The sequence below is a fragment of the Commensalibacter sp. M0133 genome (genome assembly GCF_016101485.1).
Taxonomy (GTDB): Bacteria; Pseudomonadota; Alphaproteobacteria; order Acetobacterales; family Acetobacteraceae; genus Commensalibacter; species Commensalibacter melissae.
In genome coordinates, this window is the sequence record NZ_JACFQI010000004.1 from 102,674 (window position 1) to 128,949 (window position 26,276).

Annotated in this window: 25 protein-coding genes and 1 riboswitch; of the genes, 16 read left to right on the plus strand and 9 right to left on the minus strand. The window is 35.5% G+C overall.

From position 1 onward, the window contains the following. Positions 1 to 31: 31 nt before the first annotated feature. Entirely contained in the window at positions 32 to 1,189 is a 1,158-nt protein-coding gene (locus tag H3T46_RS07835; protein ID WP_155580147.1) for a polysaccharide pyruvyl transferase family protein, read from the plus strand. Positions 1,190 to 1,444: 255 nt separating this feature from the next. Here the strand turns inward: H3T46_RS07835 and H3T46_RS07840 are convergent, their stop codons facing one another. Next, a complete protein-coding gene (locus tag H3T46_RS07840; RefSeq protein ID WP_198197006.1) occupies positions 1,445 to 1,654 on the minus strand; it encodes a hypothetical protein in 210 nt (69 codons plus the stop codon). Positions 1,655 to 1,993: 339 nt separating this feature from the next. On the opposite strand from H3T46_RS07840, the gene H3T46_RS07845 reads away from it, so the two are divergent. From H3T46_RS07845 to H3T46_RS07875, 7 genes are all read left to right on the plus strand, one after another. After that, positions 1,994 to 3,727: a Na/Pi cotransporter family protein gene (locus H3T46_RS07845; RefSeq protein ID WP_198184747.1), complete on the plus strand. Its 1,734-nt coding sequence runs from the start codon at positions 1,994 to 1,996 to the stop codon at positions 3,725 to 3,727. Positions 3,728 to 3,929: 202 nt separating this feature from the next. After that, a complete protein-coding gene (locus H3T46_RS07850) occupies positions 3,930 to 4,595 on the plus strand; it encodes a CvpA family protein (RefSeq protein WP_196424839.1) in 666 nt (221 codons plus the stop codon). Between the two features lie 57 nt (positions 4,596 to 4,652). Then, a complete protein-coding gene (purF, locus tag H3T46_RS07855; protein ID WP_198197005.1) occupies positions 4,653 to 6,131 on the plus strand; it encodes an amidophosphoribosyltransferase in 1,479 nt (492 codons plus the stop codon). Positions 6,132 to 6,141: 10 nt separating this feature from the next. After that, entirely contained in the window at positions 6,142 to 6,846 is a 705-nt protein-coding gene (locus H3T46_RS07860; protein ID WP_155580142.1) for an SDR family oxidoreductase, read from the plus strand. A 140-nt stretch (positions 6,847 to 6,986) separates the two neighbouring features. Next, positions 6,987 to 7,238, plus strand: a complete 252-nt coding sequence (locus H3T46_RS07865) for a hypothetical protein (RefSeq protein WP_198197004.1) — start codon at positions 6,987 to 6,989, stop codon at positions 7,236 to 7,238. 502 nt (positions 7,239 to 7,740) lie between these two features. Further along, a complete protein-coding gene (nfsB, locus tag H3T46_RS07870; RefSeq protein WP_198196505.1) occupies positions 7,741 to 8,397 on the plus strand; it encodes an oxygen-insensitive NAD(P)H nitroreductase in 657 nt (218 codons plus the stop codon). A gap of 65 nt (positions 8,398 to 8,462) precedes the next feature. Beyond that, on the plus strand, positions 8,463 to 8,822 hold the full coding sequence (locus tag H3T46_RS07875) for a hypothetical protein (protein WP_198197003.1): 360 nt from the start codon (positions 8,463 to 8,465) through the stop codon (positions 8,820 to 8,822). 796 nt (positions 8,823 to 9,618) lie between these two features. Here H3T46_RS07875 and H3T46_RS07880 read toward each other — a convergent pair. Then, positions 9,619 to 11,151, minus strand: coding sequence for a lytic transglycosylase domain-containing protein (locus H3T46_RS07880; RefSeq protein WP_232349972.1), 1,533 nt, complete (start codon positions 11,149 to 11,151; stop codon positions 9,619 to 9,621). A 312-nt stretch (positions 11,152 to 11,463) separates the two neighbouring features. Here H3T46_RS07880 and H3T46_RS07885 point away from each other — a divergent pair, with 312 nt between their 5' ends. From H3T46_RS07885 to H3T46_RS07905, 5 genes are all read left to right on the plus strand, one after another. Further along, on the plus strand, positions 11,464 to 12,291 hold the full coding sequence (locus H3T46_RS07885; protein WP_198197002.1) for an ABC transporter permease: 828 nt from the start codon (positions 11,464 to 11,466) through the stop codon (positions 12,289 to 12,291). A 43-nt stretch (positions 12,292 to 12,334) separates the two neighbouring features. Then, entirely contained in the window at positions 12,335 to 13,447 is a 1,113-nt protein-coding gene (locus tag H3T46_RS07890; RefSeq protein ID WP_198197001.1) for a glycosyltransferase 61 family protein, read from the plus strand. Between the two features lie 10 nt (positions 13,448 to 13,457). After that, the gene (locus H3T46_RS07895; protein ID WP_198197000.1) at positions 13,458 to 14,267 is read left to right on the plus strand and encodes an ABC transporter ATP-binding protein; all 810 of its coding nucleotides are present in this window, start codon (positions 13,458 to 13,460) and stop codon (positions 14,265 to 14,267) included. Positions 14,268 to 14,357: 90 nt separating this feature from the next. Then, positions 14,358 to 15,440: an AI-2E family transporter gene (locus H3T46_RS07900; RefSeq protein WP_155571718.1), complete on the plus strand. Its 1,083-nt coding sequence runs from the start codon at positions 14,358 to 14,360 to the stop codon at positions 15,438 to 15,440. Between the two features lie 197 nt (positions 15,441 to 15,637). Beyond that, positions 15,638 to 16,633, plus strand: coding sequence for an aldo/keto reductase (locus H3T46_RS07905; protein ID WP_198196999.1), 996 nt, complete (start codon positions 15,638 to 15,640; stop codon positions 16,631 to 16,633). A gap of 59 nt (positions 16,634 to 16,692) precedes the next feature. On the opposite strand, the gene H3T46_RS07910 is transcribed toward H3T46_RS07905, so the two are convergent. Beyond that, a complete protein-coding gene (locus H3T46_RS07910) occupies positions 16,693 to 17,016 on the minus strand; it encodes a multidrug efflux SMR transporter (RefSeq protein WP_110438663.1) in 324 nt (107 codons plus the stop codon). Between the two features lie 56 nt (positions 17,017 to 17,072). Here H3T46_RS07910 and H3T46_RS07915 point away from each other — a divergent pair, with 56 nt between their 5' ends. Next, positions 17,073 to 17,222, plus strand: coding sequence for a hypothetical protein (locus H3T46_RS07915; protein ID WP_155580137.1), 150 nt, complete (start codon positions 17,073 to 17,075; stop codon positions 17,220 to 17,222). 2 nt (positions 17,223 to 17,224) lie between these two features. Here the strand turns inward: H3T46_RS07915 and H3T46_RS07920 are convergent, their stop codons facing one another. The 3 genes from H3T46_RS07920 to mutY form a co-directional block, all read right to left on the minus strand. Further along, entirely contained in the window at positions 17,225 to 17,626 is a 402-nt protein-coding gene (locus H3T46_RS07920) for a POTRA domain-containing protein (protein ID WP_198196998.1), read from the minus strand. A 63-nt stretch (positions 17,627 to 17,689) separates the two neighbouring features. Further along, the gene (gene hemH, locus H3T46_RS07925; RefSeq protein ID WP_122123248.1) at positions 17,690 to 18,691 is read right to left on the minus strand and encodes a ferrochelatase; all 1,002 of its coding nucleotides are present in this window, start codon (positions 18,689 to 18,691) and stop codon (positions 17,690 to 17,692) included. 25 nt (positions 18,692 to 18,716) lie between these two features. Further along, positions 18,717 to 19,778, minus strand: coding sequence for an A/G-specific adenine glycosylase (gene mutY / locus H3T46_RS07930; protein ID WP_198196997.1), 1,062 nt, complete (start codon positions 19,776 to 19,778; stop codon positions 18,717 to 18,719). A 3-nt stretch (positions 19,779 to 19,781) separates the two neighbouring features. Here mutY and H3T46_RS07935 point away from each other — a divergent pair, with 3 nt between their 5' ends. Together H3T46_RS07935 and H3T46_RS07940 are read left to right on the plus strand one after the other, a co-directional pair. Further along, a complete protein-coding gene (locus H3T46_RS07935) occupies positions 19,782 to 20,303 on the plus strand; it encodes a DUF721 domain-containing protein (RefSeq protein WP_155565106.1) in 522 nt (173 codons plus the stop codon). Between the two features lie 3 nt (positions 20,304 to 20,306). After that, positions 20,307 to 21,221, plus strand: a complete 915-nt coding sequence (locus H3T46_RS07940) for a bifunctional enoyl-CoA hydratase/phosphate acetyltransferase (protein WP_198196996.1) — start codon at positions 20,307 to 20,309, stop codon at positions 21,219 to 21,221. Positions 21,222 to 22,019: 798 nt separating this feature from the next. Here the strand turns inward: H3T46_RS07940 and H3T46_RS07945 are convergent. From H3T46_RS07945 to H3T46_RS07955, 3 genes are all read right to left on the minus strand, one after another. Beyond that, a complete protein-coding gene (locus H3T46_RS07945; RefSeq protein ID WP_198196995.1) occupies positions 22,020 to 22,685 on the minus strand; it encodes a DUF805 domain-containing protein in 666 nt (221 codons plus the stop codon). Positions 22,686 to 22,798: 113 nt separating this feature from the next. Continuing rightward, positions 22,799 to 23,725, minus strand: coding sequence for an ABC transporter substrate-binding protein (locus H3T46_RS07950; RefSeq protein WP_230873028.1), 927 nt, complete (start codon positions 23,723 to 23,725; stop codon positions 22,799 to 22,801). Between the two features lie 14 nt (positions 23,726 to 23,739). Next, a complete protein-coding gene (locus tag H3T46_RS07955; RefSeq protein ID WP_198196994.1) occupies positions 23,740 to 26,151 on the minus strand; it encodes a TonB-dependent receptor in 2,412 nt (803 codons plus the stop codon). Next, positions 26,143 to 26,235: riboswitch (TPP riboswitch) on the minus strand. Its footprint overlaps the gene before it by 9 nt. Between the last annotated feature and the right edge of the window lie 41 nt (positions 26,236 to 26,276).

Sequence of the window (26,276 nt, forward strand, 5' to 3'; positions counted from 1 at the left end):
AATTTAAATTAGGTTAAAAACTTTTTTAACTATGTCACTTAAAAATTTTATAATCTGCAGAACTGAAGAAGAATCTTCTTTATGCTATCTAAACCATCACCTCTATATGGTTCAGAAAAAAAACAATCACCACCCTGTTTATTTGTCCACAACTGATATGAAAACAGGATTCATCCATGATAAAAAAGACCTGTTTGATCATGTTATTATAAAACATCAATTTCCCGGAAATTACTCTTTTATTTCCCGACGATTAAACTGTTATTATTATAATATTCCCATTACAACACATCATCATCAAACATTATTTCAAACTGTACAGCTAAAAAATAAACAATGGAAGAAATTCAAGCTTCAAAAAGCATATAAAATAAAATTTGATATAAACCAATTCAACACTCTGGTTAACAAAAAAATGAACAATTCTGTTAATCTGTATTGGTGGCGCAACAAACAGTTCACAAATATAGGTGATGAACTAAATTTATATATTATTGGATATTTAAGTAAAAAAATAATATGTAGAACCAATTTAAAAAACACAGACTTAATCGGAATAGGCAGCATTTTAAACTGGGCAACACCAAGAAACAGAATTTATCCTGTATGGGGGAGCGGAACTCTTTCACCTTCCTCATTACCTACTGAATTATTCAAGATTTCTTTATTACGTGGACCATTGACTCATGAATCCTTCACTTCACATAAATGTAGATTACCTTATGGGGATCCTGGATTAATATGTGACCGTATATATAACCCCGACAAAGAAAAAAAATATGACTGGGGTCTTATTGTTCATCACAGTCAATATAAAAAGAGCTGGGTAGAGCAAATATTACAAAATACACCCAATACTCTTTTTATTGATATCACCGATCCTGATATTAACGTTTTTATTGACCAGTTAAAATCCTGTAAATATATTGCATCCAGCAGTTTACATGGACTTGTAATTGCAGACAGCTATCATATCCCAAATATTTGGTTGTGGGATGATAAATTGCATGATGGCGGAAAATGGAAATTCTTTGATTATTTCGCAGGCATACATCGTACAGAAATAAATTTTTATAACCCCGTTTTATTCAAAAATTTAAATCATATTCCGTTAAGACAACTTGATTTAAGCTATTTTGATAAACTCGAAAACTCCAAGAACCAAATTATTGATAGTTTTCCGTTATAAATCATTCCATAATAAAATTTAAAATTAGCAAAATGGTATTTATTAAAAAATATAATCAATTATTCGATTCACAACAATAAATAATTAATTTAAATCTTATATTTATATTCAATAACATTGTGATAAGGTTAGAATAATTTATAATTTACATAACAATAACATAGTGATGGCTTTATCATCTTTTACTATTTAAAAATTAATCCCTTACCACAATTTTTTTAAAACATATAATCCCTTATCATCCTCAACCCCAGTTTATCTTAATTTATCTAAGTGTTTTTCTAGATAAGGATAAAACTCAACATGTTTTAGCCTTTTTGACTTTATTTCATTCTTATAGGCTTGACCAAGTTTTTTCAGTTCAACCCGATTTTCATGCGCTTGAAATTTATGATATTTTTTTAAAATATAATTCAATTCATCATCTTGTGAAAAATTGATATAATCATGATCCGATACTGACATATTCATATTCTCCTTTATATGGAAATAGTAATTGTTTCAATTCATGATATAAATGATGGAAAAGCAATTTTCTTCCTGAAAAATATCAAAAAAATCAATAAATTATCAAAATATCCCAATTAAAGAAAAACGATACCAGTAATATTTTCAAAATTTAAATCCGACAGTTTCGAGAATTAAATTGGAAAGTTTAATTTCAAGCGCGTAAAATTATGCTATATTCACCTTTTGACAAGGAATTTTTCAATTATTTATATAATTTTAATTTATAACTTTTTTTATTTAAAAAACTTTTTTCTTCTAACTTCAATAACTTAAAACTTTAAAAGAGGATATTCCTTGAATTTTGTTACTGTAATTGATCTTGCTGGTAGTGTCGCCCTGCTTTTATGGGGTGTTCATATGGTTCAAACCGGTGTGCAACGAGCGTTTGGCGCACGGTTAAATCATTTCCTGTCAACCATGTTACGAAACAGATTCCAATCTTTTATCGCAGGTGCAGGTATCACTGCAATCTTGCAATCCTCAACTGCAACGGGACTTATGATCACTGGATTTGCCGCCAATGGGGTAATCGGACTACCTTCTGCATTGGCGGTTATGCTGGGGGCAAATGTTGGAACCACCCTAATTGTCCAGCTATTATCATTTGACGTGTCCCGTATCGCACCCCTTTTTGTTTTGATAGGCGTCATCATGTTTCGCCGGGGTCTTAATCATATCCGTGATTTTGGACGAGTCTTCATCGGATTAGGCCTGATTCTGATCTCCCTACATCAATTTCTGGTAATCCTTCATCCCTATACCAACCAACCAGCGCTTCGTACAGTATTGGGCAACATTACAGATATGCCTTTTATTACAATTTTATTATCAATGATCCTGACCTGGATTATGCATTCTTCCGTGGCGGTTGTATTGCTAATAGCGTCCTTCGCCTCTCACAATGTCATACCTGCTGAAACAGCCTTTATCATGGTTTTGGGCGCCAATATCGGTACCGCTCTCAATCCCGTGATAGAGGGAACAGGAAAAAACGTGATTGCCAAACGTTTACCTATGGGAAATTTAATAAACCGTGTTATCGGTGCGGCCATTGTCTTTATCTTTATTCATCCACTCACCCATTGGTTCACATATTACTATCCTGATATCAACCGATCTATCGCCAATTTTCACACATTATTTAATATTGCAACGGCACTTCTATTCTTGCCTTTCCTAACCCCCTACGCCAATTTACTAAAAAAAATATTTCCACGCACAAAAGAGGAAACTGTTCAGGATCCCTCAAAACCGGTCTATCTTGATAAATCCGTCATACAATCACCTATTCTTGCCCTTGGCAATGCAACCCGGGAATCATTGCGTTTATGTGATATTTTGGAAAAAATGCTGAATGGTGTTGACGATAGTTTTAAAAATCAAACGCCTCAAATTGCCAGCGCCGCACGACGTTTTGATAATACGCTAGATAAATTAACAAACTCAATACAAAGTTACGTCACCGGTTTGGATCCCGAAGCTTTGAATCAAAATGAATTGAATCAGGTGGAAAAAATCCTAACCTTCTGTACACAAATTGCCAATGCGGGTGATGTCCTGGACAGGAATGTTCTTTCAACCGTACAGAAAATGGTTAAACAAAGAATCATTTTACCAAAACCCATGATGGATCCATTGCAAAAAATGATGCGACGCATCCATAAAAATCTGCATACAACAGCAACCTTGCTGATTAATGAAGACGAGAATATTGCCCGTAAACTTGCCGAAGAGAAGGATATATTCCGTGAAATTGAAAGCAAAGTTATCGCTATCTATTATGAAAATCTTCGACAAAGCACAGACGATAAAAAAAACCAGATTCAGTATGGTTCATTCATGATTGAATTGGCCCGTGATTTAAAACGTACAAACACTCATGTTGTAGCTTCAGCCGCCTACCCTGTTCTGGATCAGAATGGAATGCTATTACCCAGCCGTCTGCAACCTGAAGAGGATACAGAAAATTACGACAATGATCCAATCAAGATTTTACAACGTGAAGATAATATATTAACCCGTGATTGAAAAACTCTGAAAAATAATTTCTATTTATGATATAGTTCAACCACCTTCATAATTGAGATCCATGATTATCAAACAATTTACAGTTATTTGTTTTTTGTAATTAAAAATTATAAAAATATTTTTTATTTACCCATTGCGGTAAATGAATTGTTTATTTACTAATACCGCTTTATAATCTTATTAAAGGGAATAAGTTAATCAAGTGCTTAATTCTATGAACTGGATTGATCTTGTTTGTCTTGGTGTAATTATCCTTGGTGCCTTATCCGGTCTTACGCGAGGGTTTACTCGTGAATGTATAGGTCTATTTGGATGGGTTATCGCAGCCAGCTTGGCCAATCGCTGGTATCCCGATCTTGCCCCCAAGCTATCGCCTTACGTAAACTCTGAAAATTTGGCAAATATTGCCTCCTTTATTGTTATATTTGCCTTGACCTGTATTGTCATTAATGCGCTGGCAAATGCCGTTGTCGGTCAAAATTCTGCGCGAATCTCCCTTTTGGGTCGTCTGGACAGATTACTTGGTGCAATATGTGGTGGGGTTAAGGGATATGCAGGGTTGGCCATTCTCTATCTGATTGGCGGAATAATTTTTCCTGCCGCACAATGGCCTGAACCTCTTCAAGAAAGTCAAATGGTTCCCTATATATATCAGGGAGCTGTCCTGATTAATAATCTTCTCCCAAGCTCAATGCAACGGGATGTTGTTGTCCCCCAAACAAAGACACCAAGAGTATCAATACCTGACGGAACTGGATTACATAATGGAATATCTCATCAATCCTCTTCGACAGATCAATCGCATAATGATGAGCCGTCTGCTGTTCAACCAGAGGGGGGGTATTCCTCAATTGCTCCCTCACAATAATCCTGGCCATTTTTAACTCATAAAACCCTTATCTATTCATTTATTTTCGGAATTGCGATGAATAAATCTAGCGAATCAATATCCTATTCAACAATACATACATCCCCAGATCATGAAGATGATAAATTTCATGAGGAATGTGGCGTGGTAGGCGTCTGGACAACACAAGATGCCGCATCATTGACTGCATTGGGATTACATGCCTTACAACATAGAGGTCAGGAAGCGACAGGTATTGTTACTTACGATGGAAATTTTCATATTCATCGTGGTTTGGGGCTGGTCGGTGAAGTATTTGCCGATCCCCAGGTTATCGCCAAATTACCAGGTGGAATTGCGATTGGTCACAATCGCTATGCTACAACAGGTGCCACGCAGCTTCGTAATGTACAACCTTTATATGGTGATTTTGAATTTGGTGGATTTGCTGTTGCCCATAATGGAAATCTTACCAATGCACAACTCCTTAGACAATCCCTGGTACGCAGAGGATGCCTATTTCAATCCAGTACAGACAGCGAAGTCTTTATCCATTTGATTGCCATTTCCCTGTACAGCAATGTTATTGACCGCTTTATTGATGCCTTAAAACAGGTTCAGGGTGCATATTCTCTGGTGGCCCTTTCCAAGGATATGTTAATTGCCGCTCGTGATCCGTTAGGTGTTCGTCCCCTGATACTCGGCAAACTCAACCAGAATAAGGAAAAAGAATGCTGGGTTGTTGCCAGTGAAACCTGTGCACTTTCCAGCATGGGCGCGGAATTTGTCCGTGATATCGAGCCTGGTGAAGTCATCATCATTAATGATGAGGGTATCCGTTCCATTAAACCTTTTCATAATATTTCTCATCGCTTTTGCATTTTCGAATATGTTTATTTTGCCCGTCCCGATTCCATTATTGAAAATAAATCCGTATATATAGCACGTCAAAAAATTGGAGCCGAACTCGCGCTTGAAAATCCCGTTGCGGCAGATATTGTTGTTCCTGTTCCCGATTCCGGTGTGCCTGCTGCGCTCGGCTATGCAAAAGCCAGCAATATTCCATTTGAGTTAGGCATAATCCGTAGTCATTATATAGGAAGGACTTTTATTGAACCGACTGATCAAATCCGTAATCTTGGAGTAAAACTCAAACACTCCACAAACGGTTCAATCTTAAAAGATAAACGCGTCATTTTAATTGATGATTCCATCGTCCGTGGAACAACATCCAAAAAAATCGTTGAAATGGTCAGAGCTGCAGGAGCAGCCGAAGTTCATCTGCGTATTGCCTCTCCCCCCACACGGTTTTCCTGTTATTACGGAATTGATACTCCATCAAAAGAAAAACTACTGGCACACACACATGATATTGATGAAATGTGCAAATTGATTGGGGCAGATTCACTGGGATTCATTTCATGCAATGGATTATACAAAGCTCTGGAAGAAAAGGAAAGAAATAACGAAAAGCCGCAATATTGTGATGCATGTTTTACAGGAGACTATCCTATTCAACTTACAGATCATGACATGAACCTAACACAAAATAAATAATGAAACTGTCATGTCATCCTTAGTTAATCTCCCTTTTAAAAAAAAGGTGGCTTTCATTACTGGTGCAAGTCGTGGCATAGGTCAGGCTTGTGCCATAGCATTGGCCGAGGCTGGTGCACACTGCGTTCTCAGCGCAAGAACGCAGGGAGGATTAATACAGACAGATAATATAATCCGCCAAAAAGGTGGTAAGGCCACCTTATTTCCATTTGATTTGCAACCCAAAAATCCATTCGATACAACAATTGATAATATTGGCCCTTCCATTGCCCAGCAATTCCATCGACTTGATATTTTCATTCATGCAGCCTTTCATTACACGCCACTTACACCTGTTGACCAAATAACGGATCAAGACTGGTCAAAAAATATTTCCATCAATCTTACAAGCTGTATGAAACTTGTTCGAACTTTGTCCCCCTTGTTATGCGCCACACCAAATTCTCAAGCTCTTTTTCTTCAGGGGATAACGAAACCCGGTGCATTTTGGGGATCAGTCACCTCTGTTCAGGCAGCTATTCAAAATCTTATAAATTGTTGGAAAGAAGAAATAAAGGATATCTCTACAGTTCATGTTCAAACCATTACCCCTCCGCCAACCAAAACCTTATTGAGACAATCCTTTTTTCCTGCGGAAGATAAAGATAAACTTAATTCGCCAGAAAAAACGGCAAAAATAATTCTTGCTTTTTTACTAAAAAAACAAAATCCATAACGTTAATAAGTCAAAATTAATTGATATAACCACTTTATTAAATTGATTTTTTTTATAATTTTCAATATAGTGGTAAACCTACTTGAAATAATGGAATATTACGAATGTAAAAATCATATCCTGTGAAAGGAGGAAGGAGCATGTTAAAATTTAACCGTATCATTTATGGTATTTTGTTTAGCAGTATTATCGCTTGGACAATTTATATTCTCACTATTGATTTTTATGCCCTTACACTTTTAACCTATGGACCTCAATCTGTTAATACAGGCCCCATTCCTATAAAATTATCGCATCTTTCCTCTCTAACCTCGATAAATTTATTTACCTTACTGATTATTACGTTATCAATTCTGTTTAGTAAAATAAAATGTCAAAACCTTTTTGACTGATATCTTATTAAAATTTAATAAAATATTTTGAGATAATACCACTGTACAAAATAACCGTAAAATCCTATCTAAATACACTGCCTAATCTTCAAATTATTCATCTATTTACTATGAAAAATTAAAATATTGTTGACTCTCATAAATGAACACAAAAGATTTGAAAAAATACACTTTTAAAAAATAACATGTTTAAATTGGCAAGTTAATTTTTATAGTGCAAATTTCTATATTAATAAAACATTTCACGAAACACTCAATACAAGCTTAGAGTTGTAAATTAATTAATAATTAAAGAATTGAATTGCATGTATATCTTATCTATCATTATACGGGCTGTAACTACATAATTCTTTATCACTTTTATAACAATCATAATATAAACCGACTATTTTAAGGTTGATCTCTTTTTCCATTCATTTTACGATTATAGGCATATATTAATTTATTATACATTTTTTACATGTATATAATTTTATTATGAATTATTAACGTAAGGATAATCATGGATATCGAAAAATTTGCACTCCGTCGCTTTACCGCTAAAAGATATGATCCAACAAAAAAAATTCCTGATCATATTATAAATCAGTTAGTTGACCTTTTACGCTACACACCTACTTCAATTAATTCACAACCTTATCACTTCATTGTTGCTTCCACGGAAAATGGTATTAAGCGCGTTGCCTCATCAATGGTAAGGGAAGAATTCCTTTATAATAAACACAAGGTTGACCGTGCTTCACATACAATTGTTATTTGTTCAAAAACAGATATGGATGAAGCCTATATTCGCAAAATTATTGAACAAGAAATTAAGGATGGCCGTCATAACCCAAATTTAAACAAGGAAGAATTTATCAATCTTTATATCGGATATATGAATCTGCATAAAAAAATTCTAAAGGATCTTCCCAATTGGACAGCAAAACAAGGTTATATTGCTCTTGGAAACTTATTACTAGGTGCCTCGTTAGCAAATATAGATGCCAGTCCCATTGAAGGATTTGATGCAGATATTTTAGACAAAGAATTCCACCTAAAAGAAAAAGGATTTACAAGTATTCTTGTAATTACTTTGGGTTATCATGATAAAACTGATTATAACGCCAAACAACCTAAATCACGTTTCCCCAAAGAGGAGCTCTTTACATTCTGTTAATCAGGATAACTGACTTTTAACGATTACAATATTGTGTAACAATAATAGGTTATTGATTCACCTTTTTGAACCATAAAATCAGTTCCCCATCTCTGGAAAACCTATCATACCGCCATTATGCCAATATAGTGCCAACGTTGAAAAAAACAGATTGGCATCTTGTTCATATTGGCAGTAGATTAAATCTGGAACTGTTTTTTTTTATCAAGGCAACAGCTGTTTCACTTAAAAGAAAAACTTGTCCTCATTGTGTCGAATTATGGCCTGAAGAAGCAAACAAACTAAAAATGGTCTTGAGTTCTATATACAACGTTAATCATCAATGTCAGTCGCCATTCAACTGGTCTATGCTGATTGAAAAGTTTCAACTCATATTCCATGGAAAACCCATAACCAAAGATATGCATCCTATTCTTCCATCTTGACCTATATGGCTGGCAAACCACTGTTCCTTCAGCCATTTTTTCTGGTTTCTCCTGTGCCAACGGGAACGACCATCAAGGGGTAATCAAAAAAACAAATCTGGATTTTATTAATTAATTGGCAACGAAAAAATAATCGGTTTGAATGACATCGACATTCATATGGTTAATGAATATTACTTCATGCTTTTCTTTTTCTACCATCTAATCTCAGATCAGATTAATAAAAAAAAACTCACTTAACCACATACATTTCCCTTTAAAGGTTTATTAAGCCGTAAGAAAGAAATTTCTACCAACATTCTTGTTTGGGCAAAAATTTCTGCTATTAATTAAGTCAAAATTGGATAAAATCTGGAAGAATACATCTTGTTCTGCAAGAAATCGGAAAAACTAGGTTTTACTGTTATTCACGTTTCATCTGCAATCTTGACCTTGGTCTGCTGATTCCTGCCAACCAGGTTTTAAGCTTTTTTTGCAGAGAAAATAAAGCAACAAACAGACATTACAACTATTACTGTTGTTGTAATATCCTTTCCATTGAAAGCCAAAACTATTTTGACAAGTCATACAAGCTGATACCATTGCAATTGGAAGAACAATTATGCATAATCCATACTGATCATGAATTGCAGTAGAACAGTTGAACCGTAAGATTATAACAGACCTTCAATTTTTTCGGGCAATAACTGAACCCAAATTGCAGATATTCACAATTTAATTTTTAATAAAGGCGAACTAGACATATAATTATTTGGCACGCTTTTAATATTAGCTAATGAATTAAATTTTAGAATCATTAACTATTGGATGGTTTTACCATGATGCAAGCAGTTAGTTTTTTACAGGCCATCTGGGCGGCATTTAGACTTAACCCTGTCACCCTAGCGCGATATATCTTGCTTTTACCTTTTTGAACGACTTGTACCTGTTGCTTACCTGAAAAAAGAGAAGCTCGATTTTTTGCAATACCAATAGCATTTTTCGCCTGACTTGATGAAGCAAAAGCTCCAACCTGAATTCCCCAGTTTCCTGATAATGACGACACATTTTCTTTTTTAGTTAAATCCATACCTCTTTTACGATTATAATTTACAGAAGCCTCTGCAGCTGGAAATTGGTAGGAAATGGGTCTATAATATTGTTTCCGTTCTGATCTTGATGGCAAAGCTGCCGGAGCTGATGCAACCTGAACAGGTATTGGACGCGATTGCATTGCTGGTGCCTGGGTCGATTGATATCCCCTAGCCAACCATGCTGATTTAACATCTTGACGCGTAACGACTGATGGTGCAGTTGAAGAAGCAACTGGATGAGTGTCAAAATTCTTCCATTTAACTGGATAGGTCGATACAGCAGGCTGTGAAGGCAATGGTGATGCCATAGCAACTTGTGTCGCTGCTGAGCCTGCCCCTCGTAAACTTTGCCTGTTCAAACTATCAGTTGTTGCAGAGCTTGTCCCATTAAGACTGGCCTGATTAAGCGTTTCTGTTGTCTGACGATTTTGCCATGCATTCTGCACTGCCTGAGCTTGAGGCGACAATGACATTCTTTGAAATCCGGGTTGCGTTGCCGCAGCATATTGAACTGCATTGACACCCATACCATTTTCATGACCCTCTACCATCAAATCAGCTTGCGATTGTCGGTTTGGTTTTATACCCTGAATTTGAGGGCCAATTGAGGCAACATACCGTCGAGTTTCCAAAGGTAATGTACGATTATGTGTTAAAAAATCATCCAATCTGCCAGGGCCCCCATTATATGCAGCCAAAAAACCTGGAGAGCCATAAATATCATACATTTGACGAATATATGCCGTTCCAGCCATGATATTATCATGAGGATCATAAGCATCATCCCCTAAATTATGAGCAATTTTCATTTCATCATATGTTGGAGGCATTAACTGCATCAACCCCATCGCACCGGGACCAGAAGTTACCAATTGTCCATTATGATATAAACTCCCGCCAGACTCCTGCTGCATAACTGCCCGAATCCATATTTCCGGCACATCAAACCGAGCAGATGCCTCCTGAATATATGGCCCCCATGGATCCTCTGGAGGCCCTGGTGGAGTATAGTAAGAACGGGCATTCGCTTTATAATGCGCAACTTCCTGAGCAATAGGTATTTGTTGCTGACGGGGTGCATTGTTTGCACATGCAGCCAACATTCCAATAATACATCCGAGCACACCAAAACGAACCAGGGATAAATAAAGAGATTTATCATGAAGTTGTTTTTCGTTTTGTCTGGAAATAATAAACTTCATTGAACCAGATTTGAGTTTTTCGCCAGATTCTGTAAAATCTTCTGATCGCTTCATTATACCTTTACCCTTATCTACATTCCATAAAGAATTTATTTCCAAATAAATCCATTTTTTTTCAGTGTTATCTTACGAAGCTGTTCGGATTGCAAAGACTTGCACGAATCAGATAAACACTTTAAGAATTCTATCTAAGGTGTACATTATAAAGCATTTCTTTACAATAGAGTAAGAAAACTTATTATTAAAAGTATTAAGAATAAAAAATCCCCGTCATTTTTTGAAGAATGATTTGTGTATATTTTATTCTTTGTGATAAACCATGACTAAATATTTTGTTTCAACAAGAATTGATGTCTAATTTTTAAAATGTCCACGCAAATACGAACCAGTAATCAGAATTTTTATTATCGACATCTACAATGTTGGATCGATATTAAAGAAAGTTTAAAATTGTGGAAACTGGCTTATTCAATGGCATGGCTAGATATCAAATTACGTTATAAGGGTTCCCTTTTAGGACCTATATGGATGACATTCTCATCAGCGACGATGATGTTGGCAATTGGTCTCATTTACGGTTCCCTGTTTAAAATCCATACGGAAACCTATCTCCCTTATCTTTCAATCTCTTTTATTTTTTGGCAAAACGGTATTGCCAATATGATTGTTGATGCATGTCAATGTTTTCTACAAACCGACACTTTCATTCATTCACTTAAACTTCCCTTTTTCCTGCAAGCGATCCGTACTGTTGTCAGGAATTTCCTGATTACCCTTTTAAACTGCATTACTCCCTTTCTTGTAATTCTTTATTACAATAAATGGCCTGGTATGATTATATTATTATCCATACCAGGATTTATTATTTGGATTATCAATAGTCTTGCCATCAGTATTTTTCTAGGTTGTATTTGTGCGCGTTTTCGAGACATTCCTCAAATAATCAACAGTCTGATACAAATCGTATATTATATTACCCCGATCATGTGGATGCCATCTCAGATTCATAATTTTCAATCATTACTTTTGCTTAATCCAATATACAGCACGATGCAGATTATTAAGGGACCTATTCTGGGAGAAATCCCTACCATTTCTGTTTATCTAAGTGCTTTAGCTTATAGTTTGGTATTATGGGGACTTGCTTGGATAATGTTTATACGGTCGAGAACAAGGCTGGCTTTTTGGATATAAAATTTAAACTATTTATTTATAAGATATACAAAGCGATTGAACCATGAATATTAAGGAAAATTGTTCTATTTTTACTTTTCGCCCGCCTGGCGTATTGAAAAGCTCAGTTAATCATTCAAAACGTTTGCGTCATCCCTTGATCCCGGCTTACGAAGGGCAAAATTTAAATGATTTAGGATTTGAGATTGATCCGCACAATAACAATTTAAATGATATTCTAACCTATAACCATGAAGGAAATCTCTTTTTATCAATTCTTGAAAATGCTTATTTTATTGTTCAAGAGGGATTCGATGGTGTAGTTATAACAAATGATCTACAATTAATTGATGAAACTCTTCATTTTTGTAAAAATCAGTCTTTAGATCAAATAAAGATTGATTTGAATGATGCACAATTATTAGAAGAAATTTTTCTCGCTTTTGATCCCAAATGGATGCAATACGACCACTGGATGGGATATTGTCTGTCAAAATCTTATCTGGCAAATTTATATACACCTACAACAATGAAAATTGCCATTCCTGAATATAGAAACAATAATATATTCATTGGTAATTCAATATCTCGTGAATTATATGATAACACATTAGAAAAAGCTAAGCTAAACTCTCGTACAATATTTTTGAAGGACGGTATATATAAAGCGAAAAAACTAGCATTATTCCATCCAAACAGTCATTATCCTTACGATTATTTCAATTTTCATGACACTAGAAGAATCTTCAATTTCATTAACAAAAATTCCCGATATAAAAATGACCTTCCCACAAATTTCTTGATTGCAACGAACCAGAAAAATCAACCCTGTTTTTCTGATCATTTTCAATCAATCTTGACCCAGGCTTGTAATGAATTGAATTTACCCATTATCCATTTAGAGAATATGGACTGGGAATCACAAATCGCACTTTTTTCACAGGCTGAATTTATCATAGCCCCACATTGTCCTGAACTGATTAATCTATATTTCTGTCAAAAAGACACAACCTTATTGGAATTGACCTCTTTTAACAAAAATAAATCCAGCATATCATGCTGGCCTTTTTTAATAGCCTCCACAAACAATATCAACTACTGCTTTATTGACATGCTAAAAGATAATATCAATATAGAATTTTTTAAAAAAACTGTTCGTAATGTAAGAGCGTTATAAAATCCAATCAATGACTCAATCAAGTTTTATAAAATTAGAGGAACTTTCATTACAATTCCCTCTTTATCATAGCAATCATCGTTCCTTAAAAAAAACATTATTTGCTAAGGCAGGAAAGTTCATCTCTAAGCAACAATCCTTAAACCAGAAAACAGGTGCTGATATTCTGGTTGACAATGCTAACCGTATAACGGTTCAAGCATTGCGAAATATCAATCTATCAATAAAAGCGGGAGAGCGTGTTGGATTGATAGGCCACAATGGGGCAGGAAAATCAACCCTGCTCCGTGCAATCACTGGAATATACGAACCCAATTCTGGAAAAATCATTACTAACGGTAAAATAGAATCTTTATTGGATACGAATGCTGGCATGAACCGTATCCTCTCTGGTAGGGAAAATATTTATTTAAGGGGTAAACGTCTTAAATACAATAATGAGCAGATCAAAGCCCTGGAAAAAGATGTTGAGGAATTCGCACAATTACATGAATTTCTCGATTTGCCAATCAAGACATATTCTGCAGGTATGATGATGCGATTAAGCTTTGGTCTGGCAACATCTGTAACCCCTGATATTTTGCTCATGGATGAATGGTTCATGGCTGGAGATAACAATTTTCAGGGTAAAGCAAGACAACGATTGGAAAATATAATCAATAAGGCAGAAATTGTTGTTTTAACAACACATTCCATGCCAATCATCAGGCAATGGTGTACCCGTGTAATATGGCTAAAGGCTGGAGAAATATACGCTGACGGATCAGTGGAAGAGACAGTCAGCCATTATGAAAAAAGCATGCGTGAAAATTCTTTCTAAAAACTCAACATGATATTATTTAACTATTGAATTATCACAACAATCATCGCATGATGGATCATATTCATAATATTATAAATATATAATAAAATGTCTCCTAATTCTAATTCAGAACAACCAACCCAACAGGAACAGCTCTATTCCCTTCTTCAAATTGTCATCTTGCTGACCGTAGGGGTTATAGCAGTCTGGCTTATTGGCGATTTGATGATGATTATTTTTGCGGCAACACTAACCGCCATAATTCTGAAGGGACTTGCAACGATCGTTCGCAAACATACACATCTTCCCCACTGGCTAGCTCTGACCATAGTTTTAATTTTAATTGTTGGCATTATTAGTGCAGTCATCCTAACCAGCGGACCGCAGATTAATGAACAAATTATCAAATTAAAACATGCTCTTGGAACTCAAGTCGGGACTTTCAGGGATCGTTTGCATAATAATCCCTTGGGGGACATGATTATGAATTATCTTCCCAATTCTATTGGTGGGGGTTCTAATAATAGTAATGCTCATTTTACCCTTGGCTCTAGAATTGCAGGTTCAATGACCGGTTTCATTACATCTGTATTTGGGGTTCTTGGCACCATATTTGTTGTATTCATAGCGGGTTTATATTTTGCTGCCTCACCAAATTTATACGGTAATGGCCTACTCCGTCTTTTCCCAGGTCGTCAACGTCCAAAAATCCGTAAGTTATTAATGGTTGGCGGACATGCCTTATGGTCCTGGACAGCTGGACAATCTCTGGACATGCTAGTCGTCGGGATTTGCTCTTTCATTGGTTTAAGCATTATTGGGGTACCCCTGGCCCTTGCATTGGGTTTTGTTGCCGGCATGGCGAATTTTATCCCTTATATCGGAGCAATCATAGGGGCTGTTCCTGCTGTTTTAATTGGTTTTTCTCAAGGGAATAAAGAAGGTATATTAGTCATAATCTTATATTGTATCATCCAGTTTTTAGAAGGAAATGTCTTATCACCTCTTATCCAAAAACATACTGTAAAAATGCCTCCTGCTATCACTATCTTATCTCAAACTGTTTTTGGTACAATTTTAGGCATGCCAGGACTGATCCTTGCTTCACCTCTGACAGCTGCAATACTAGCCATTATGGATGCCAGTACTCCGAAACTGAAATCAGATGAAGAACTGCCCCCCATTGAATGATTCAATAATAAAACTGTAGAAACACAAATAAAAATTTTATTTACTACTATTATTACTAAATATTCATTTATATGGATTAATGAAAAATTAAATATTAATATCTTTACTACTAATATTTAAATAATAATTACGCGCAAAATATAAATCATGATAAACTTATTATTGATATAAATATTTAAGTCTTATAAGGAGGGATCATGACTAATCAACATGACACAATCAAAATCCACAATATTGATAAAACAATCGTTCGAATTGCTCTAGGAACATGGGCAATCGGCGGATCATCATGGGGAGGACCCGATGACGACAATGCTATCAAAACCATTCATGCAGCACTAGACAATGGTATCAATATGATTGATACAGCGCCAGTTTATGGTTTTGGCCATGCAGAAGAAGTCGTAGGTAAAGCCTTAAAAGGGAAAAGAGATAATATTGTATTGGCCACTAAAGTCGGATTAAATTGGGATAATTCTGGTAAAATGTTTAGAGATTCCAGCCCGAAACGTATTCAAAAAGAAATTGAGGATTCTTTACGCAGACTGAATACAGACTATATTGACCTTTATCAAATTCATTGGCCAGATGATAAAACCCCGATTAAAGAAACGGCACAGGCTATGGAAAAATTGAGAAAAGATGGCAAGATCAAAGCAATCGGTGTCAGCAATTTTTCAACCAAACAAATTGAAGAATTCAGCCAATATGCCGATTTGGCCGCTATTCAACCTCCATATAACATGTTCGAAAGAAGTATCGAGAATGATATTCTTCCTTGCGCAGAAAAACATAAATTAGCCACCCTTTGTTACGGTTCAATTTGCCGTGGCTTGTTAAGTGGAAAAATGAACAAAGACACTAAATTCACGGGGGATGATTTGAGAAAATCTGATCCTAAATTTCAACCACCCCTTTTCGAACATTATTTGGCAGCGACTAGAGATTTGGAAGAATATGCACAAAAAAACTACAATAAAAGTTTGCTAGCCTTGGCTGTTCGCTGGGTCATTGATCGTTATAAAGGCAATATTGCACTTTGGGGAGCTAGAAAACCCCAACAGATAAATGGTGTTCAAGATGCCTTGGGCTGGCAATTGACAAAAGAGGACTATAAAAAACTTGATGAAATTCTTGCCAAACATATTAAGAAAAATATAGAACCTTCTTTTATGGCTCCACCAAGCCGATAAAATAAATTGGGGCGTTTATTCTATAATCATTAAATGGGATCAACGCTTCCAATTAATTCCTAATGAGAATTTTGTCCTAAATTAATAATCAAAACTCCTATAATTATAAATAATATTCCCATAATTGAAGTCATAGTTAATTTTTGTTGATAAATCACCCATCCAATCATGCAAATTCCTACTGTTCCCACCCCAGACCAAATTGCATAGGCTATTCCAACAGGAATGATCCTTAATGCGATCGATAATGAATAAAATGATATGGCATATCCTATCAGCGAAACAATCGTAAATCCCAAATTTGTAAAACCATTTGATGCTTTTAAACTGCTTGTCGCAATAATTTCAATACAGATAGCCATTGTTAAATATAAATAAGGCATTAACAATCAAACCATTTCAACATATAATAAATTAGAATTTTTAAAGGAGGAAGATTATGGGTATTTTTGGCACTATGATTATTATTGACATTATCATTGGCCTGTTGATTTTATTTATATTGAAAATTATCGGCTCCACATTAAAAACCAAAAAAACAATTGAAGAACGAATTTCCCAAGATACAAATGAATTCAATCAATTTTAATATTATTTTTCGTGAATATCAAATTGAATAGATGTATGATTATTAATAACCTTACCAATAATTGGGGTTATTGTTACTTTTATATTTGCTTTTTTATATTCTTTCGCAATTTTAAACATTGATTGCATTATTTTTGTTTCATTTACATTACTTCTTTGATGAAGTGGAATAACATGTAATAATTTTTCAGAACTTATTTTTTTATTTCCGGTTAATAAAATTGAATCTATAACAGGATTGTCGTTATCTGATTTGTTAGGGTGAGATACAATTGAAGAAATAGTTTTTATAGAGGTTTTCTGATGCTCAACCAAAGCCGAAACATTTGTTGATGGTAAAATAAAACTGAAACCTATAATAAACAAATAATAAAATTTATTGTGTATTCTATATATATTTTGCATAATCTTTCTCATTCCTTAAGCTAAAATCATTTATTTCAATATTTCATCAAAATAATCAGATATTTAAATCCACCCCCGCAATTCTTCATTAATCAAGCCCTCAAGCATATCAATTCCTATTTCCCCATCGTTTAGACAGGGAATATAAATGAATTTTTTACCTCCTTCTTTTAAAAATAAAGCTTTATATTGATGACCGATTTCTTCAATTGTCTCAAGACAATCTGTTATAAAACCAGGCGCCATAACCGCTATATTTCTTACACCTTCCGTGACAAGTTTTTTAATAACATCAGTAATATTAGGTTCTAGCCACTTGCCGGGCCCAAAACGGGACTGATAAACCAACGGCATATACCGCTCATCTTTATTCATCATTTTTCGCAATGCCGTGGCGGTCTTTTGACATTCCTGTTCATAGGGGTCCCCTCTATCGACATAGGTTTGCGGCAGACCATGAAAAGATAAAATTATACGTTCGGGTTGTTCGGATAATGAGTTTAAGGTCGTTTCAATTTGTTTATATAAAGCTTGAATATAAACTGGATGATCCGCAAACGAAAACATCGTGCGTATTGCAGGTTGTTTGCGATATTTCTGCAAAATTCTAAATAGCTTATCATTGACACTTGCCGTGGTTGTCGCACTGTATTGCGGGTATAAGGGCAAGAGAAATAAATGATAAAATTGTTTTTTTAAGAAATGACTGATTTTTTGCTCAATGGATGGTTTTCCATATGACATTGCCCAATCAATTAATACAGGTTTGTTCTTGAACCGTGATTGCAACTTTTGAATTTGACGTTCTGTAATCACACTTAATGGACTTTTATTTTCTTGGTTATCCCAAATCATTCGGTAAGGTTTTACAATCCGGAATGGTCGAACTGTTAGAATGATCCCCTGTAAAATAGGTTGCCAAATCAAAGGATTCATTTCTATAACACGTCGATCCGAGAGAAACTCTGATAAATAACGTCGTATTGCGCCATAAGACGCTGCTTCCGGTGTTCCCAGATTAACCAATAAAATCCCAATTTTTTTCGGGCTTACGACAGTTTGCATATTTAAAACCACCTGTATTTATGTATCAATCAAAGCCCAGTTGAACAAGTTTTTTCATCAATGAAGAAAATGGAAGAAATTGTATGTCATCGAAATCATACCATAACTCATCTCGATTTCTAAACGATAAATCAATTTTTTCTATTCTTTTATAAAGTCTTAATTTAAGCACAAAATGTGTAAAAACATGTTTAATGCAACCTTTGTCCTCAAATAATCCTTTCACCCCAACGCTTTCTTTTGCATTATCCAGTGATATTGGCTTTAAATCCCATTGAGTGCCTGGCAATTCCAAGGTTCCACCCAGCAATCCCTTTGCTGGACGTTTCCTAAATAAAATCCTGCCTTCCCGATCCTGAATAAAAAAAGCAATTCCATATCTTACAGGTCTTAAAGATTTTACAACCTTTCTTGGCAATGTTTCAGCTATTCCCTTTTTATATCCCAAACATTGTCTAGACAAAGGGCATGATAAACAGGAAGGTTTTTTTGGTTTGCAAATTGTTGCTCCCACATCAAATAACGCTTGGGAAAAATCACCGGCTCTTTGTTTAGCTATAAGATCATCATTTAAATGACCAGCTTTTTCATCAAGATATTTTTTTGCTTTTGGTAACTCTGCGTCGATAGTAAATAAACGTGCTGTCAGACGTTCGACATTACCATCAATTGGCACTACAGGAACATTATAGGCAATTGATGCTATCGCTGCCGCTGTGTAATTTCCAACACCTGATAAAGCCTTTAGTTCCTTGACCGTGTCAGGAACTTCGCCATTTTTACGCATAATTTCCTGAGCACAACGGTGCAAATTCCTGGCTCGACTATAATATCCCAGTCCAGTCCATAGTGACATGACCGTATCACGATCTGCATTTGCCAGAATATTAATAGTTGGAAAATGTTCTATAAAACGGTAAAAATATGGAATAACCGTTGCAACTTGTGTTTGCTGAAGCATAATTTCACTTAACAGCACATAATAAGGATTTGGTTTTTCATCTTTTTTTGCTCGCCAAGGAAGATCTCGCCGATTATGATCATACCATTCTAATAATGACTGCGCACAAAAACCCTGTTTTGACATAAAATGACAAATATTCCCAAACAAAACCAAAAAAAACGCAATTTATCACAAACTTCAAAAGAACAGAATTCTCGACATCCTGACAGGCGCACCTTTACAATGAGTCAAATTGGCGGTACTGTTCATAGCCTTACGAAACAGGCTTTTCGCCAAAAATCCCTTGCCCACAGCCAGATCAGCATTAATTGGGTCGATATTATCGGCCCTATATACGGCAATAGAACATCTCCACGTCATCTAGCCAACGGGACGTTAACAATTGCATGTTCTAATACAACAGCAACCGAACTTCAATATTTTTCTGAACGTCTTATTGAAAAAATCAATCTTTATTTTGGCCAGAAAATTGTGGCTCGTTTAAAATTTGTTTACCAACGATACAACACTTACCCTTTGACAAAATCTATAAATCATTCATCTTTGGTGGAACCTGTAGAAATTCCGATATTACCGCCTGGTCCCCTGCAAAACGCACTGTCACGATTGGGGGGGCACATACAAATAAAAAAGAAAGGAAAAAATTGATCCATGTATAACCATCATCAAAAAATTATTGAAAAAGCAAAGGATAAATCCCCACCTTATTGTGCTGTATGTTATCCATGCGAAGCAACCGCTATCGAATCAGGACTTGAAGCCTTTAAACTTGGTTTATTCACCCCAATTTTTGTTGGTCCCAAAAAACAAATCAAGCTTATCGCCGAACAATATAGATTGGATCTGAAAAACCATCAAATTATTGAGGCATCTTCAGAATCTGAGGCCGCCACACATAGTGTAAAATTAATTCGCGAGCAAAAAGCGCATTTATTGATGAAAGGCAGTCTGCATACGGACATTCTCTTGAAAGCTGTAATCAATAAAGAGGCCGGTTTAAGAACAGGTAAACGCATTACCCATGTTTTCCTAATGGATGGTCCCAATTGGCATACCCCTTACATGATTACAGATGCCGCCATTAATATTGCCCCGGATCTTGTCACTAAAATGCATATTATTCAAAATGCCATAGATCTGCATCATGCTTTAGGATATGGTGTTCCCAAGGTTGCAATTCTTTCAGCCGTAGAAATGGTAAATCCAGATATTAGTTCTACTCTTGAAGCCGCAGCCTTGTGCAAAATGGCAGATCGAAAACAAATTGTTAATGGTATTCTTGATGGACCCCTTGCATTAGATAATGCCATCAGCCCTGAGGCAGCGGCGATGAAAGGTCTTGATACACCCGTAACTGGAAAGGCCCAAATTCTGGTTGTTCCCAATCTAGAGGCAGGAAACATTTTTTTCAAATCTCTATCATTCATTGGAAAGGCAGACAGTGCTGGAATAGTACTAGGTGCGAAAGCCCCAATCATTTTAACCAGTCGTGCCAGCAGTTTGGATAGTCGTCTTGTTTCCTGTGCTATGGCAAAATTATCCTATCATCATAGTTTAACTCATTAATCAAAATTCCTAAGGCAGTTTTATCACTGCCTTCTAATATAATCCCTAATTCAAGATATATCTTAAGTATAGAAAATTTAGGCAGAAGATCCTTACTGATCAATCCGGTATTATGTATTCATTTGCATTTCAAATAATAATGATAATAAAACATTTATCAGTCGGACAAATCAACAATCATTTTCCGGAACAATTAATATAATACAAGCGATAAAAACTTACAGCAAGATTTGTCAACACAAAACTGCCTAAAAAATTATTATGAAAATCTTAAAAAATAATATATTTAAAAAAATAATGGTTAACAATAAATCCTGAAATGAAACATAATACCGATTTTTTTTGGTCATTTCTACCTTAATAATTCACAAAATTTATCAAATCTTTCCAAAAAACTGGAACATGTTTGATATAATGGATGCAATTATACTTGATTTAACTGTTCACTAACCGACTTAATTATTTGAACCATTAGGATTTTTCAATAGAAACAAGAAAACAAATATGCTTGTTCCAAAGTGCCAATACCAATATCAAGACATTTCCCTTTTGGCTGGATGATAATTTTCTTACTATTTTTTTCCCAGAAATTTGTAACATTGATCATTGTCTTCTACACAAAGAGCCTTTATTTTCTGAAATGCAACAATGTGAAGTTATCTGCCTCTAGTTTAAAATTATTTTAAACACTATATGATTTTTTAAATTATACTATTACGGATTTTAACCGTAATAGTATATGAATTTCAAATTTTATACCAAATTTAATGATTATATAAATTTCATAAAAATTATCATCTATCTGGATTTAGCAGGTGATCCCCATTTGTTTCTTTCAAATTTGGTATTTTTCAACATCCATATTAGAAATAATATTGAACCAATCATGGGAACAAAACTTATTAGAAGCCACCAACCCGAATGATTTATATCATGCATACGTCGAACGGTTACTGCGAATGAGGGAATTATAAAAACAATGACTAGTAATGAACTTGTAATATTTGTCAATATGCTCATTGTATAGTCATCAAGATTTCCAACCATAAAACCAACAACCAGAAGTACAAAAACATTAATAAAAATAGTTAATAAAAACAAAATCAACATATAAAACCAATATTCTTTTCTTCTTGCCCTTCCAGAAAAATTAAAAAAATTTCTTAAGCATTTCCAGAACCATTGAAACATATTATAAGTTGACTCTGTTTGATATAATTCATGCATGTTTGGATCGAATTGATCACTATTTTGTTCATGACTTGAACCATTCTGACTATCAAGAGCAAAGAAAACTGATTTAGCTTGTCCTGAGGCATCAACCTCAAAATCTAGACGCTCCCCTTTGGTTGGAATACGATTTTCTTTCCATTCATTTCCAGAAAATTGGTAACGTTGACCATTATCTCCAACAATATAGCCTTTATTATCTTGCATTATATAATTTAGTAATTGACCCTGCATAATAATCTTTCTAAAATTTCGAACTTAAATAAATTTTATTATAATTTTGATATTATTTGACTTCCATGTTACTTTCAATATATTTAAAAAATTATTAAGATTATTGCCATTTATCAATAAGCTGCAAATGATGAAATTTGTACAGGATGCTTGATAACCTTTTTATTCCACAAAAAATCAAGAAATTGTTGATATTTTGCTTTATCATAGATAACTGGATCTGTCGGTAATAAATTTAAGGTCACATTCCAAGCGGTTTTATTTAAGGGCGTATTCAATTCAGGATGATCTTTAATTGTCTTGTTAAACACTTCTAGAGAATGGCTTTTCAAATATACATTCCCCTCTTTTAAGGCCTGCATGAAACGGATAATTCGTGAATCTTTTACAAGTTCAGGACGAGTTACAAAAATCATTTCATCATAAATTGGAACACCATAATCTTCTGGATTATAAATATTGAATTGATAATGCTTCTGTTCAAGATCAATCACTTCATAGTTCCGTGATGCACCGATAACTGCGTCAACTGCCCCAGTCATTAATGCTTGTTCTAGCTGAAAATTAACGTTGATGATCTGTACATCGGATAACTGAACGTTTGTCTTTTCCAACATTGTTTTCAAAATCGTATGATCATCCCCAGCAACGGAAACACCGATTTTTTTTCCTTTTAAATCTTGTAAGGTCTTGATATTCCGCGAGGTAATCAATGTATTTAAGGGCTGATTTAAAAGAGATCCAATTCGTATTAACGGAATATGATGGTCAATCATCATGCCCAATTGAATAGGATAGGAGATCGCAATATCTGCCTGTCCCGCAGCAACCAATCTTGGTGGTGTACCAGGATCAGCGGGTGAGATCATCTCAACCTGGAGATTGTAACGTTTGAAAGCTCCACTATATTGAGCAGCCAGCAAAGATTCATGACTTGCATTGAGAAACCAGTCCAAAATTACGGTGACTTTATCCTCTGCCTTTACCTGGGAAATGAAACACAAAATCGCAAAAAAGATAAATATTCTTGAAATTCTCATCACCATCCTGACTTTCATAAAGCGGACGTTAGCGTTAACATTGTGGCAAATCCTCCACCAATATTATAATAAGGTGATGAACCCTTGATTACAGTCCCATTTTTTCCAACCGTATTATGAGCATTCGATGTTGGAGTACCTATTCCTGACAGATGTTTTTGATCAGTTATATTTATAAAATTAAGCCTGATTTCTGGATATTTTGCAAAAGAAATAGAATCAAAACGGTATCCAAGTGCAAGATTGCCAGTTGCATAAGAACCCATTGCTTCATCATTCATGAAGGTGGCATATTGCTTGCCTACCATTTTCATATTTCCATTGGCAAAAAAATGTCCATCATCATAGGTTAGCCCTATTGCAAACTGCCAGGATGGACTTCTTACCGCTTTTTTTCCCCTGGTAGGCAAATAATCTCCACGTGTTTTAAAATCATTATCCATGGTTGCATTTAAATACTCCCCTGATATATAGGGACTAAAATGATGCCAGGGTTTCAATCCTAATTCAGCATCTATTCCACGTGAAGTCTGTCCACCCGCATTAATTGAAGATCCTATCCAGGCATTGTTTTGTCGTAAAACTGTTTTGATCATGCGATTGGTATAATTATAGTTAAAAAATGTAACCGAACCAACCAATCGTGGACCATTATAGCGATAGCCAATCTCTTCCTCAATAGAATATTCTGTTTTCAAATGATTTGTCCCCTTCTTTGTCAATGTTCCAGAATTTGGATCATAGGTATCAAACAACGTTGATTGATGGGGAACAGAAAAATTTGTACTTGCGCTGACAAAAAGCTGGTGTTCTTTTGTAAATTGATAAACCATGCCAATTCTGGGCAATGGTTTGGCAACATTGTTACCGGTACGATATTGAGGTCCTGGAATACGATTATATCCAGCCTGTGATAACATAACTTGCTTAAATCCCACATCAATATGCAGTTTGTTATGAAGAAAATTCATGCGATCCCCGATAAATACCGCATTTACTTGCGTAATTATACTTGTATCCCTTGCATAAAGTGGTTGACCGTCTGGTAAACGGATCGTCTTGCCTTTCCCCCCCCACAAGTCCCATGGTTTGCCATTTTCTGATACTGGCGTAAAAGGTTCATTTATCAAGTTGTCTGAATAATCATACCAATATCCCAAGTATAAATGATGATGTTTTAATCTTAAATGTAATTCTGGAGTAAAACCTGAACGATAAGTTCGCTGGAACCAATCTCCCATAACCATTCCCTGACCGTCAACAGCCCCTGGAATGGAAATGCTCCCTTCCACAGGAAGATTACCCTGCCATAATCCACGATCGGAAAGCATAGCTCCATATGGCGTATTTCCATAACCATATTGAAAATAGGGAGTTACTGTAAATTGCAATTTATCTGTCAGCGTGAATTGTCCAGGAGTTGCAAGATAAATTTGCTGAAAGGTTTGCTGATATAATTTCCAGTAATTACTATTGTCTATTCCATTATGATACCATGTGCCTGAATAATTATTACCTTTTTTTATTCCGTTCATTTTCCATTCATGCTTAGTGGGCGTATAATAGCTGCTCATCAAAGAGCGGTTCCAGTTACCAAGCAATGAAACCCGATTGTCACTCCCCCATTCTTTGGTAAATTTAAAATCAACATGTTGACGATGGTCATATCCGGCTCCACGCCAATTGTCCCCATCCGTATAAGAATAGGAAATAAAACCCTTAATACCCGTTTTGCCAATTTTTCCGGTATCCATACGGGCAAAAATCTTACCCGTATGATAAGAACCATATGAAAACTGGTTCATTCCACCCAGATGATCAGATGGTTCACGAAACTTGATGTTGACAATGCCACCGGCAGCATTAAAAACAGGACTGTCAAGATCGGGGCTTCCCTGACTTAAACCTACCGATTCAAGATTTTCCATATCAACAAACTGATTCAAATAGCCACCGCCATCGGACACATCATTTAAAGGCATTCCCTCTAGAACATATCCTATAGAATCAGAAGTCATTCCCCTTACCGTCATGTCCGTTTGTGTGGCAAGTCCGAAAGGGTCCGATCCCGACACATTTGCACCTGGCAATAGACTTATAAGATTGTAAACATTGGACGTGGGTGCCTGTTTATGAATAAAATCAGAAGAAACGGTACTAAGGGATCGAACGGAATCTTCTGGTCTAATCAATCCCCCACCAGCTTGCTTACCAATATATCCATTGGCAGAAGGATAACCACGGAAAGTTCCCTTGACTATAATCTGCTCACCAGGATCAGACTGCATTTCGTGTCGCGTTATCGAATGAGTTTCTGGTTGAGATTGAGTGATATGAATATCTTTTGCCTGAATAGAGGGAAGCTTTCCCAAAATAGGAATTAACAGTAAAAGATAACGTACAAAAGCAAATAAAATTGATCGCATTAAGTTCCTCCCTTCGCTGGCATGACCCAGATCAGGTTCTACGGGTTTATTCTCAGCCCCTAACGGACACCCCGGTGATTTATAACAAAATGATTTTTATCAATTTTTTAATTAATTACAAGTCT

Coding starts and splice junctions, on each gene's coding strand:
- H3T46_RS07835 (WP_155580147.1), top strand. CDS start 32: ATGTCACTTAAAAATTTTATAATCTGCAGAACTGAAGAAGAATCTTCT.
- H3T46_RS07840 (WP_198197006.1), bottom strand. CDS start 1,654: ATGTCAGTATCGGATCATGATTATATCAATTTTTCACAAGATGATGAA.
- purF (WP_198197005.1), top strand. CDS start 4,653: ATGAATAAATCTAGCGAATCAATATCCTATTCAACAATACATACATCC.
- H3T46_RS07860 (WP_155580142.1), top strand. CDS start 6,142: ATGTCATCCTTAGTTAATCTCCCTTTTAAAAAAAAGGTGGCTTTCATT.
- H3T46_RS07865 (WP_198197004.1), top strand. CDS start 6,987: ATGTTAAAATTTAACCGTATCATTTATGGTATTTTGTTTAGCAGTATT.
- nfsB (WP_198196505.1), top strand. CDS start 7,741: ATGGATATCGAAAAATTTGCACTCCGTCGCTTTACCGCTAAAAGATAT.
- H3T46_RS07880 (WP_232349972.1), bottom strand. CDS start 11,151: ATGAAGCGATCAGAAGATTTTACAGAATCTGGCGAAAAACTCAAATCT.
- H3T46_RS07885 (WP_198197002.1), top strand. CDS start 11,464: ATGTCCACGCAAATACGAACCAGTAATCAGAATTTTTATTATCGACAT.
- H3T46_RS07890 (WP_198197001.1), top strand. CDS start 12,335: ATGAATATTAAGGAAAATTGTTCTATTTTTACTTTTCGCCCGCCTGGC.
- H3T46_RS07895 (WP_198197000.1), top strand. CDS start 13,458: ATGACTCAATCAAGTTTTATAAAATTAGAGGAACTTTCATTACAATTC.
- H3T46_RS07900 (WP_155571718.1), top strand. CDS start 14,358: ATGTCTCCTAATTCTAATTCAGAACAACCAACCCAACAGGAACAGCTC.
- H3T46_RS07905 (WP_198196999.1), top strand. CDS start 15,638: ATGACTAATCAACATGACACAATCAAAATCCACAATATTGATAAAACA.
- H3T46_RS07910 (WP_110438663.1), bottom strand. CDS start 17,016: ATGCCTTATTTATATTTAACAATGGCTATCTGTATTGAAATTATTGCG.
- H3T46_RS07915 (WP_155580137.1), top strand. CDS start 17,073: ATGGGTATTTTTGGCACTATGATTATTATTGACATTATCATTGGCCTG.
- H3T46_RS07920 (WP_198196998.1), bottom strand. CDS start 17,626: ATGCAAAATATATATAGAATACACAATAAATTTTATTATTTGTTTATT.
- hemH (WP_122123248.1), bottom strand. CDS start 18,691: ATGCAAACTGTCGTAAGCCCGAAAAAAATTGGGATTTTATTGGTTAAT.
- mutY (WP_198196997.1), bottom strand. CDS start 19,778: ATGTCAAAACAGGGTTTTTGTGCGCAGTCATTATTAGAATGGTATGAT.
- H3T46_RS07935 (WP_155565106.1), top strand. CDS start 19,782: ATGACAAATATTCCCAAACAAAACCAAAAAAAACGCAATTTATCACAA.
- H3T46_RS07940 (WP_198196996.1), top strand. CDS start 20,307: ATGTATAACCATCATCAAAAAATTATTGAAAAAGCAAAGGATAAATCC.
- H3T46_RS07945 (WP_198196995.1), bottom strand. CDS start 22,685: ATGCAGGGTCAATTACTAAATTATATAATGCAAGATAATAAAGGCTAT.
- H3T46_RS07950 (WP_230873028.1), bottom strand. CDS start 23,725: ATGAGAATTTCAAGAATATTTATCTTTTTTGCGATTTTGTGTTTCATT.
- H3T46_RS07955 (WP_198196994.1), bottom strand. CDS start 26,151: ATGCGATCAATTTTATTTGCTTTTGTACGTTATCTTTTACTGTTAATT.